General features: G+C 70.3%; 5 protein-coding genes. All 5 read right to left on the bottom strand.

The window, feature by feature from the left end:
• Positions 1–18 precede the first annotated feature (18 nt).
• Positions 19–5,616, bottom strand: coding sequence for a non-ribosomal peptide synthetase (locus EDD30_RS29560; protein ID WP_071803074.1), 5,598 nt, complete (start codon positions 5,614–5,616; stop codon positions 19–21).
• Positions 5,617–5,832: 216 nt separating this feature from the next.
• Positions 5,833–8,442, bottom strand: coding sequence for an ABC transporter permease (locus EDD30_RS29555; RefSeq protein ID WP_084556092.1), 2,610 nt, complete (start codon positions 8,440–8,442; stop codon positions 5,833–5,835).
• The gene (locus EDD30_RS29550) at positions 8,436–9,194 is read right to left on the bottom strand and encodes an ABC transporter ATP-binding protein (RefSeq protein ID WP_071803075.1); all 759 of its coding nucleotides are present in this window, start codon (positions 9,192–9,194) and stop codon (positions 8,436–8,438) included. Before EDD30_RS29550 ends, EDD30_RS29555 begins: the two co-directional genes overlap by 7 nt.
• 255 nt (positions 9,195–9,449) lie before the next feature.
• Complete coding sequence (locus tag EDD30_RS29545; RefSeq protein ID WP_211277654.1) at positions 9,450–10,652, bottom strand: tryptophan 2,3-dioxygenase family protein; 1,203 nt, start codon at positions 10,650–10,652, stop codon at positions 9,450–9,452.
• A 9-nt stretch (positions 10,653–10,661) separates the two neighbouring features.
• Positions 10,662–11,660 (bottom strand): methyltransferase, encoded by a 999-nt coding sequence (locus EDD30_RS29540; protein ID WP_211277655.1) that lies wholly within the window; start codon positions 11,658–11,660, stop codon positions 10,662–10,664.
• Between the last annotated feature and the right edge of the window lie 278 nt (positions 11,661–11,938).

The raw sequence follows: 11,938 nt of genomic DNA, 5'->3' as shown, positions 1-11,938 counted from the left end.
AGCGCGGGTCCGATGCGTTCAGGACTGAACGACGGCCATCTCCATGACCTGGGCCAGGATCCGGTCGCGGATGGTCGTGGCCAGGGCGGCGATCGTCATCGCCTCGAAAAGGTCCCGCGGGGTGACGTCGACGCCGAAGGCGGTACGCATCCTGGCGACGATGCGCAGGCTGTTGACAGAGTCGCCGCCGAGGGCGAAGAAGTCGTCCTCGACGCCGACCTGCGCGATGCCGAGCACCTCCGACCAGATCCGGGCCAACGCCTCCTCGGTCGGATCCCTCGGGGCGACGTACGTGACGCCCCCGCCGTCCTGGCGGGTCGGCGCGGGCAGCGCCGACCGGTCGAGCTTGCCGTTGTGGTTGAGCGGCATCCGCTCCAGCAGGACGATCGCGGTCGGAATCATGTAGTCAGGCAGCACGGCGCTGAGGTGGCGGCGCAGCTCCTCCGCGGTCGGGGCCTGCGCCTCGGACCGGCCTACGACGTAGGCGACGAGTCGCTTGTTGCCCTTCTCGTCCGGCCACACCGCCACCGCGGCCCCGGCCACGCCGTCGTGCCGCAGCAGCACGCTCTCGATCTCGCCGGGCTCCACCCGGAAGCCGCGGATCTTGACCTGGTCGTCGGTACGCCCGACGAAGTCCAGCGTGCCGTCCGGGCGCCACCGCACCACGTCGCCGGTCCGGTACAGCCGCGAGCCGGGCGGGCCGAACGGGTCGGCGACGAACCGCTCGGCGGTCCTGGCCCGGTTGTCGACGTAACCCCGCGCGATGCCCACGCCGCCGACGTACAGCTCGCCGGGCACCCCGACGGGAACCGGGCGCAGGCGATCGTCGAGCAGATGGACCCGGGTGTTGGCGAGCGGCTTGCCCAACGGCACGCTGCGGTAGCCCGCACCCTGCTCGACCTCGAACAGGCTCACGGTCACGCCCGCCTCGGTCGGCCCGTAGTTGTTGATCACCCGGTGCTTGCGCGCCCACGCCTCGGCCACCTCGGGCACGACCACGTCGCCGCCGACCCGGACGGTGTCCATGCCCGGCAGGGATCCCACGTCGAGCGACGACAGGACGGTGATCGGGATGGACGCCGTGGTGACCTCGCCCGCGAGCATGTGCTCGACCAGGTAGGCGCCATTGCGCGCGGCGTCCGGGCCGGGCACCACCAACGTGGCGCCGGCGGCCCAGGTGGTGAACAGGTCCTGTACGCCGGTGTCGAAGCTCATGGAACAGAGCTGGAACACCCGGCTGCTCGGGGTGAGCCCGTACGGCCCGACCACCGCGGTCACGGTGTTGTAGAGCGAGCGGTGCTCGACCATCACACCCTTGGGCCGCCCGGTCGATCCCGAGGTGTAGACGACGTAGGCGAGGTCGCGGGCACTACCCGGCGCCTCGGGGTCGGTTGCAGGGTACCCGGCGATGACCGGCCAGTCCCGGTCGAGGAACACGATGCTCGCGTCGGTCCGGGGGAACCGGCCGATGCCGCCCTCGTGGGCGAGCACCACGGGCGGGCGGGTCTCGGCCAGCGTGACGCCCAGCCGCTCTGCCGGGTAGTCCGGGTCCAGCGGCACGTACGCGCCGCCGGCCTTCAGGATGCCGAGGATGGCGACGAACAGGTCCAGGCTCCGCTCGATCGCGATGCCCACCAGCACGTCGCTGCCGACGCCCCGCCCGATCAGGTAGTGGGCGAGATGGTTCGCCCGCGCGTCCAGCTCGGCGTAGGTCAGCCGCTGGTCGTCGAGCTCCACCGCGACCGCGTCCGGGCGCAGCCGCACCTGCTCGGCGACCAGCTCGTGCATCCGGTGCTCGACGGAGTAGCCCGCGGCCGTGTGGGTCCACTCGTCCACGATCACCCGGTGTTCGGCGGGCGAGAGGGCCGGCAGCTCGCCGACGGTCCGCCCGGGCTCGCCGGGGAAAGCCGCCAGCAGCGTCAGCAGGTAGTCCGCCATCCGGCGCACGCTGTCCGCCTCGAACAGCGCCGGGTCGTAGTGCAGCCGCATGGTGATCCGGTCGCCGGGGAACACGACGACACCGAGCGCAGCGCCCGAGCCGACCTCGGTGTCGAAATGGCTCAGTTCCACGCCGTGGGCGGCGAACGTCCGCTCGTCGAACGGGAAATTCTCGAAGACGACGATGCTGTCGAACAGGTTGTCCCCGGCGGACAGCCCGCTCCACGACCGTGCCTGCGTCAGCGACACGGCCTCGAAGTCCCGGGCGCGGGCCTGTTCCGCCTGGAACGCGGCCAGCCAGGACACCAGGTCCTGCCCGCCGTCCACGCGTACCCGGACCGGCAGCGTGTTGACCAGCATGCCGATGATCGAGTCGACGCCCGCCAGGTCCGGTGTCCGGCCGGACACCGTGCCGCCGAAGCAGACGTCCCGGTTCCCGCTGTAGCGCGACAGCAGCAGCGCCCAGGCGCCTTGCACGAGCGTGCCCGTGGTCAACTTCGTCCGCTTGGCCACGTCAGCGAGCTGCGCGGACAGCTCGGGGGCGATGTCCACCTCCACCATCTCGGTGGCGCTCGGCCGGTAGTCCGGCGGTGCCGGGCGATCGTAGGGCAGCCGGGTCGGCGTGGTGAAGTCGCCGAGCACGCCGCGCCAGTACGCCTCTGCCACGGCCTGGTCCTGCTCATCAAGCCACCGCAGATAGTGCTCGAACGGCACGCGGGGCCGCGGTTCCGGTCCCCCGCCGTCGCGCAGCCGCGCGTAGTCGGCAACCACCTCGGCGAGCAGTTCAGCGCCGCTCCACCCGTCCATAACGATGTGGTGCATCGACCACAGCACGCGGACGCTGGTGTCGGTGAGCCGGATGATCGCGACCCTGGCCAGCGGCGCGGCGGCGAGGTCCATCCCGGCCGCCCGGTCCGCGGCACGCAGGGCGAGCCACCGTTCGTGCCGGTCAGACCCCGGCAGCTCCCGCCAGTCGTGCTGGGTGACGGGCAGCGTGGCCGCGGCGCGCACCACCTGCACCGAGCCGCTGACGTCCGCCCAGACCACGGCCGTACGCAGGATGGGCAGTCGGTCTGTCACCAGCCGCCAGGCCCGGCCGAGCAGCTCCGGTTCGTCGACGTGGTCGAGCACCAGGTCGAACTGGATCAGGTGCAGGCCGGTGTCTCCGGTCATCAGCGCGTCGAAAAGCATCCCGCTCTGCATCGGGGTCAGCGGGTAGACGTCCTCGACGGCTCCGCCCGCGGCGAGGCGCTCGGTCTCGGCGGCGGTGAGGTGGACGAGCGGGCCGTCCGCCGGGGCGTCGCCGGGTTCGCCGTTCGTTCGGGTCGCGACCTCGGCCAGCTCCGCGATGGTCGGGGTGAGGAACAGGTCCTTGCCGGTCAGCCGGATGCGGTGGGACCGCGCCCGGGAGACGATCTTGATGGCCACGATGGAGTCGCCGCCGAGCGCGAAGAAGTTGTCGGTCACGCCCACCCGCTCGACGCCCAACGCCTCGACCCACACCCGGGCCAGCAGTCGCTCGGTGTCCGTACGCGGCTCGACGTGCTCCGCCGTGGACATCTGGTCGGCCCGCGGCGCGGGCAATGCGCGGCGATCGACCTTGCCGGTGTTCGACAGGGGTAGTGCGTCCATCGGGATGAACCAGGACGGCACCTCGTAGCTCGGCAGCCGCGCGGACAGGACGTCGCGCCACGCCGCCACGTCGGGCTCTCGGCCGCGTTCCGACACCACGTAGGCGACCAGGTGCCGGGATCCGCGCGTCTCGTGCACGACGACGGCGGCGTCGGTGACGCCGTCGAGCTCGGCGAGCGCGGCCTCGATCTCGCCGATCTCGATCCGGAAGCCGCGGATCTTGACCTGGTTGTCGGCCCGACGCAGGTAGTCCATCGTCCCGTCGGCGCGCCACCGGACGACGTCGCCGGTACGGTACAGCCGCTCCCCCGTACCGAACGGGTCGGCCACGAACCGCTCGGCGGTCAGCGACGCCCGGCCGAAGTAGCCGCGCGCCAGGCCGTCGCCCGCGATGTACAGCTCGCCCGGCGCACCGACGGGAACCGGCCGCAGCCAAGCGTCGAGCACGTACAGCCGGGTATTGTCGACCGGCCGCCCGATCGGTACCACGCGCGAGCGCACCTGCTCCAGGGACAGCTCCTGGAACAGTGCGTAAGTGGTGGCCTCGGTCGGTCCGTACGCGTTGATGACGACCGTGCCGGGGCAGTGCGCTATCACCCGCGCCAGGGCCTCCGCCGAAGGCACCTCGCCACCGGTGATGACCGTGCCCGCGCCGGCGAAGCAGTCGGGCGCCTCCTCGGCAAACAGGCGCAGCAGCGCGGAGGTGAGGAACACCGCCGTCACCCCGTGCTTGGCGATCAGCTCGCGCACGAGTGCGGGCGTCGGCTCGTCCATCGCGATGACCATCTCGCCGCCGGTCAGCAGCGGAACCCACACCTCGTAGGTCGCGGCGTCGAAGGCGTGCGGGGAGTGGAAAAGAATGCGCCGGTGCGCCGCGTCACGCCATCGGTGGTCCCACGCCAGGGCGACCACGTCGCTGTGGGTGACCGCGACGCCCTTCGGGGTTCCGGTCGAACCCGACGTGAACATGATGTACGCGAGCTGCCGGGCGTCCGGAAGCCGTTCGGGATCGTGAGCGGGCTGACCGGCGGTCGTGGCCGGGTCGTCCACCACGAGCACCGGGATGTCGGTCGCGGCCCTGGAGGCCATCGCCCGGTCCGTCAGCAGCACCTCGGCGCCGACGTCGGCCAGCACGAAGCGGATGCGGTCCTGCGGGTAGGCGGCGTGCAGCGGGACGTAGACGCCGCCCGCTTTCAGCACCGCCAGCATGGACACGACCGCGTGCACCGACCGGTCCAGCAGCAAGCCGACCCGCGACTCGGCGGTGACGCCCTCCGCAAGCAGACGGTGGGCGAGTCGGTTGGCCCGCTCGTTCAGCTCGGCCCAGGTCAGCCACTGGTCGCCGAACAGCACGGCCGGCTTGTCCGGGGTGCGCCGCACCTGCTCGGCGAAGATGTCGGGCACGCTGCGGTGCTCGGGAAACTCGCGCGAGGTGTCGTTCCAATCGCGCAGCAAGCGGCGCAGCTCGTCATCGGGTACCAGCCGCAGCTCGGACAACGGCCGCCCCGGGTGGTCGACCACGCCCCGCACCAGGGTGCGGAACACCACGGCCAGCCGCTCGACGGTCGCCGCGTCGAGCACGTCGGGGTGGTAGTCGACACATACCAGCAGCCCGCCGTCCTGTTCGGCGAAACGCAGCGCGACGTCGGCGACGGCGAACTCGCCCGGCAGGGAGTGCGCCGCGCCGCAGACCTCGCCGACGAGGCGGTCGAACGGCACCTTGCCGTCGACGGTCGCGTGCAGCAGGACCGGCGCGTGATAGTTCCCGGAGGACCGGCCGCCTACGGTCGCGGTCACCTCGTCCTGACCGGCGTACACGGCGGACAGCACCTGTCCGGCGGCGACCAGCGCGCCGAACAGCGTGCCGCCGGCCGACTCCGCCATCTGCCGCAGGCGCGACGTGAGCGGGCTGTCCAGCGTGAACCGGTGCGTCGCCGTGGCATCGACGCCGGCCGTCGGCCGCGGACGGTCGACGGGAAAGCGGGTCAGCGCTTCGGCGGCCGGGTTCGACGCCGGTCCTGCTCCCAGGAACCCCTCGTGAGTCACGGACGGCCTCCGTCTCGGGTATGGGCATCGCTTCCACAGCAGAAGCCGTGCCGGACGCCCAAAGTCTCCCCAGCGGGGCCGCACCTCAGCTACGCACTTGATCGAAGAGGAAACAGGCCGATCAGCGGCGTTCGACGCCCGCGGGCCGATGGCGCCGCCGGAATCGGCGACGGCGCCATCGGATGTGCCCGTGGTCTCAGGCGCCCGTCAGGCCCCTCACTCGCGTCCGCCGATCGCGTCGACCGGCGCCGGCCGCATGGCGAATCGGGTGGCCATCGTGATCGCGCCCCAGGAGAGCGAGACGGTGACCGCCACGATCGCGATGAGTCCGAGCAGGGAGATGCTGGGAATCGGCGACTTCGTCAGCCCCAGGCTGATGCCGACCAGCGGCGGGATCGTCGCCAGCAGACCGATCAGCAGCGCCGTGAAGACCACGATCCTGGATTCGCCGTTCATCATCGCCCGGACCTGGTCCCGGCTGGCGCCGATGAGTTGCAGCATCGCGAATTCGCGACCCCGCGCTGCCGTCGACATCACCAGGGTGTTCACCACGGCGATGGCGATGTAGCCCAGTAGCACGGTCTGGAACAGGAGGTTGAGCGCCCAGTCACCGGAACCGCCGGGCCCGGGCGCGGCCAGGAACGCTTCCCGGTCGCCCGCCTCGACCGTGGGGTAACGCTCGACGGCGCCGCGCAGCGCGTCGGCGAGCGCCTTCGGATCGGTCCCGTCCGCGGACCTGATCAGCACCGCGGTGTCGACGCGCGCGGTGGTGTGGGCGATGACGACGTCGTTGGGCAGGGTGACGTCCCCGAAGCCCAGGCCGTTCTCGTAGATCGCCACCACCCGCGGCTTGGTCGTCGTCCCGTCGCCGAGCCGGAGTTCGACCGTCGCTCCGAGCCGCGTCCGGACGGTCTCCGCGACGACGCGACTCAGCGCCACCGTCCCGCCCTGCAGTTGCGCGATGTCGCCCTGGATCACCGCGAGGTCCATGGTTTCGGAGAGCCGGTCGGGCGTGACGCCCTGGGCGGCGAAGACCCTGGTCGCGGTGCTGTCCTCGGACGGGAACGTGATCAGCACCTGCATCCGCGCCACCGGCGTCGCCACGGCGACCCCGGGCACGCCGCGTACGGCGTCCACGACCTCCGGAGAGACCCCGGCGCCGGACGACGCGGTCACCACGTGGTCGGCGCGCAGGCCGTCCTTCATCTGTGTCTGCGCCCCGGCGATCGCCGTGGACGCGCCGAACACCTGCACCGCGGCCAGGGTCACGCCCATCGCCAGCGGTGTGGTTGCCGTACTGAGCCTCCGCGAGTTGGCCCGCGAGTTGGCCTGGGCGAGGAAGCCGTGGGCCGTGGACCGCCGGTTCAGGCGCGGGCCGAACAAGACGATGGCGCCGCTGAGAAGCAGCGGGCCGAGACACCCGACCGCCACGACGAACAACAGGACCGCGCTGCCCGCGGTGTCGGCGGCCGAGTCGCCCGGCGACGCCACATCGCCCAAGGTGAGCAGCAGCCCGAGCGGGATGAGCAGGATGCCGATGGCCACTCGGACCCAACCGAGCTTCTTGGGCTCGACCGCGGCGTCGCCGAGCGCCTCGACCGGGCTGACCCTGGCCACCCTGCGCGCGACCAGCCAGCCACCGAGCCGGGCGCTGATCATGCACAGCACCAGAGAGCTGAGGACGGGCAGCAGACCCACGTCCATCTGGAAGTCCGCGGGCATGGCGCCGGCGAGGACGAACACACCGCGCATCACGTACGCGAGTACGACGCCGGGTATCGCGCCGACCACGGCACCCACCGACGACACCAGGGTCATCTCGGCCCCGATCATCCAGTGGATCTGTTTGGGCGTCGCGCCGATGGCCCGCAGCAGGGCCAGTTCGCGCCGGCGCTGCTGCACCGACAGCGCCAGAGTGCTCGCCACCACGAACACCACGATCAGCACCATGGTGCCGCCGAACGACGCCGCCGTCTCGACCACCAGGCTGCGGGCATCGCCGACGTCCAGGAACTCCACGTCGCCGCGTTCCGCGCCGGTGTGGGCCTCCACGTCCGGCACCGCGGCCGTGATGCGCTCGGCCAGTTCCTGCGCGGCGACGCCGGGCGCCGCGAGCACACCGACGGCGGCCACCCGGTCCGGCCGGCCGGACAGCTTGGTCGCCTGGTCGTCGCTGAAGAACACGGCGGACTGCCGGGCCAACCCGTCCCCCGGCGGGGTGGCGATGCCCACCACGCGGTAGGACGACGGGATCGAACCGACCACGACGCGCACCGTCGCGTCGAGCGACACGTCGCCGCGCTCGGCGAGGTCGGCGTCGAGCACGACCTCGTCGGCAGCGGACGGCGCGCGGCCGTCGCGCACCCGGAACGGACCGAGCGCCGCGGCGGACCAGCCGTGCCCGAGCACCGGGAAGTCGCCCGGGCCGCCCACCTCGTCGCCGTCCGGGTTCAGCAGGCTGACCTCGACGTCGACGTCACCGACAGCGGACTGGACACCGGGCACCGCGGCGACGGCGGCGACCTTGTCGGCGGGCAGAGTCACGCGCTCGCTGTAGCGGACCTCGGAGGACTCGTCCAGCCAGAACGACTGCTCCGCGCCGAGGACCACCGCCGCACCCGAGTAGCGTTCGGGGGTCACGCCGGTGCCGAGCCCGGACATCAGCAAGGCCCCGCAGGCGGTGATCACCGCTGAGCCCGCGGCGATCGCGACGAAGGAGCCGACGAAGCCGCCCTTGCGGCCCTTGATCGTGCTCCACGCCAGCGACAGATCCTTGCGGTACGGCACCACGAGGCGGACGACCCGCCGGATGCGGCGGATCACCACTCGCCCAGGTGCGTCATGCGCGACGCGACCTGCTCCGGCGTGGGCCGGTTCAGCTCGCCCGCGAGCCGGCCGTCGGCCAGGAACACCACCGAGTCGGCGTACGAGGCGGCGACCGGGTCGTGGGTGACCATCAACACCGTCTGCCCCATGTTGTCCACGACATGTCGCAGCAGCTCCAGCACCTGTTTGCTGGAACGGGAGTCCAGCGCGCCGGTCGGCTCGTCCGCGACCACCACGTCCGGGTGGGTGATCAGCGCGCGGGCGACCGCGACCCGCTGCTGCTGCCCTCCGGAGAGCTCGCTCGGCCGCCGCTTGAGGTGCTCGCCGAGGCCGACCGCGGTGAGCACCTCGCGCAGGAACGCGTGGTCGGTCTTGCGGTCCGCGAGCCGCAGCGGCAGCGTGACGTTCTCTTCGACGGTCAGCGCGCTCAGCAGGTTGTAGGCCTGGAAGATGAAGCCGATCCGCTGACGTCGCACCTCGGTGAGCTCGAGCTCGTTGAGGCGTGACAGCTCGACGTCGCTCAGCCAGACCGAACCCGAGGTCGGCCGGTCCAGGCCGGCCGCGCAGTTGAGAAAGGTGCTCTTGCCGGAGCCGGACGGTCCCATCACGGCGGTGAAGGTGCCACGGCGCAGTTCGATGCTCACGGCATCCAGCGCCTGCACCGCGTTCCCTGTCGATTCGTACACTTTGGACACTGAATTCAAGCGGATCGCGTGGTCAGTGGACTTGGCACGCCGTACAGCCTGGGTCATATAAGGGGACATTAATGACGGGCGCCGCATCCTGTCAACTTTCCCCGAAACCGCGGTAATGTCGGCAAATTTAGTGCACGCCGAAAGGGGAGTCCGGAAAGGACACCTGCGATTTTCCGCTGATTCAGCGGCACCTTCAGTCGGCACGGCCGGCATTCCGCTCCGCTCGATCGGTTTGCCGCCGCGCACAACGCAATAGTTTTCGAAATAGCCAATCCGCCGGGCTCCTCCGTACCGGCGGTGCGATGGCCGTGATCAGCGGAACGCGAAGCCGAGCAGGTCGAGTCCGGGTGCGGTGGTGATGGGTTCCGGCACGAAGTTGTCCCTATGGACGAACCGTTTCAAATAGCCGGCGCCTTCGGTGCCACCGGATCCCTTCACCCCCGGCAGGTAGCGGCGACCGAACCCATAGTGCCTGCCGCGCCAGGTCAGCAGCGTGCGTTCGACCGCGGCGAGCGCCTCGGTCAACGTCGGATCGTCCGCTTCGAGCACCGCCTCGCGTAGCGGTCGCACCGATCGCAGCGGTGGCACGGTCAACTCGTGCAGGTGCTCGAACTTCATGTAGGCCTCGACCTTGCGCGCGTCGTAGCCGTACAGCACCAGTTCCATCATGTGGTAGTTCAGCGACTGGAGGGCGCTGGCCTCGCCGGTGGCGTCGCGGAACGCCAGGAACAGATCGGGGGTGAGCGTCTGCAACACGTGGAAGATGTGGTTGGGCAATTCCGCGAAGTGGATCAGCTGCGCCATCAGCGCGTGCGCCTCGCCGTCGGCACGCCCGATCGACGTCCTCGCCCGTACGGCGAGGTGGCGGATCAGGTAGAAGGCCAGTTCGCACGCCTGAACCGCGCGCAGGAACATGTGCTCGTGGTGGTCGTTCGAAGCGACGAAGCCGGAGCAGCGGGTCAGCACGTACGCCTGCCAACGCGCCAGATCGTCGCACGCCCGGTCGATCACCTCGGCCGCCGGCATGTCACCGCCGGTCTTCACCGGCAGCCGCCGGACCTGCTCACGCAACGCGTCCAACCTGCGCAAACGCTCCTCGGTGTGGTCGGCCTCGGTCAGCCAGGGAGCGGCACGCCGCTCGACCGCGTCGAGGGCGGCCAGCGTCTCCTCCAAGGCCAGCACGGCGCCGGCCACGGGCTCAGTCGGGTACAGATCGAGGAACCACGCGTAAACGTGGAGATTGGCATAGCGGTAGTACTCGGGGATGGGTTCCCGGCTGAACGACCGGGTCAGCAGTCGCATCACCTCGCTCTCGGCGCTCTGTTCGGCGTACGCTTCGCAATAGAGCTTGTCCAGAAGGTCGCGCTCACCCGCGGTCAGCGCCTGCCGACCCGCCCGCTCTTGAAGCTGTGCGATCTCGTCGCATCGTCCCGCAAATAGCAGGGACGCCGGTGCGGTCTCCATTTGTCCTCCAGCCCTGTATTCAGGACCACGGGCCGTCGCGACCCGCGGCACGGCGTCTCGTCACTTGCTGCCGATGATCAGGTGTTTGTCCTGAGTAGACCGACGCAGCTCGCAGTTGACGAATCCCGCGCTTTCCAACAGCCCGATGTACTCCGCCGCGGTCCGGTGCCTGCCCTTCGCCTCGACGTGCATCGACAGGTTCATCACCGCCGTGGGCAGCGGTCCGCGGCGGTCGTCGTCGAACAGGCGGTCCATGATCAGGACTCGACCGCCGTCAGCGCATGCGCGGTAGGCTTTGCGCAACAGCTCCAGGCCGATCTCGTCGGTCCAGCCGGAGAGGATGTAGCCGAACGCGACGCACTCGGTCGGCGGGAACTCGTCGCGGTGAAAGTCGCCCGCGACGAAGTCCAGCCTGCCTTGCAGGCCGTACCGTTCGACCGTGTCAGTCACGTACGGGCCCACCTCGGGCAGTTCGAACACCGTGGCGCGCAGGTCGGGGGTTGCCGCCAGCGCTGCCACGCAGAACGGTCCGCTCGCGCCGCCGACGTCCACTAGGTGTCGAATCCCGGTCAGCCCGGCCATGGGAACCAGCTCGCGGGAGACGTCATAGGTGAGCTGCCACATGGCCGCCACGAAGTCATCGGTGAGCTTCGGCGTCCCGTACATGACGTCGAACGGGGCGGGCAGCGCGGCGTCCACGGCCGCCTTGCCAGCCGTCAGGTAGTCGTCCAGCTGCGGCAGCCGGTCGACGGTGCTGTGCATCACATGGTTGAGGAAGCCACCGACGGAGCGTGGACTCCTGGGGTCAAGGTAGGGCACCAGCTCCGCGGGGATGCGGTAGGTACCGTGCTCGTCCTGCTCGATGACGCCGAGGGAGTCGAGGAGGACCAGCAGGCGGTCGAGGGTGTCCTCGTCCAGCCCGAGCCCAGCGGCGATCTTGCTGGTGGGCGCCTCCTGGGTGATGAGAAACTCGAAGACACCGTGCTTGTCCGCCAAGTGGAGTGCGGTTGTCGCGTATACACCGTAGACCGCTTTTTCCAGCGCATTGGGCGGCATCATTCAATCTCCATATCGTCTCTGCGGGATCACGCAGTCGCGCCGGGCACGATTTGCGCCCGTTTCGAGTCGGAGGTGGACCGACGTGAAGTCGGCCGGGAACACTCGGCCACGACCGGAAAGACAGCCTTTGATTTCCGTGAGACGAGGCTATGTGCGATCCGCGAGCGCCTGAAGGAAGTTGCCTTGTCGTTCAAGGACCGGCGTGGGCGGCGTTCACGAGCGTGCCTTCACAGGAAAATGCCCGACCCGCGAAGGTCGCGGGCCGGGCACCGGATTGT

It is taken from the genome of Couchioplanes caeruleus, assembly GCF_003751945.1.
GTDB classification, from domain to species: Bacteria; Actinomycetota; Actinomycetes; order Mycobacteriales; family Micromonosporaceae; genus Actinoplanes; species Actinoplanes caeruleus.
Note: the sequence above shows the minus strand (reverse complement) of the source record. Positions and strands in the feature narration are given on the sequence as shown.

Coding starts and splice junctions, on each gene's coding strand:
- EDD30_RS29550 (WP_071803075.1), bottom strand. CDS start 9,194: ATGACCCAGGCTGTACGGCGTGCCAAGTCCACTGACCACGCGATCCGC.
- EDD30_RS29540 (WP_211277655.1), bottom strand. CDS start 11,660: ATGATGCCGCCCAATGCGCTGGAAAAAGCGGTCTACGGTGTATACGCG.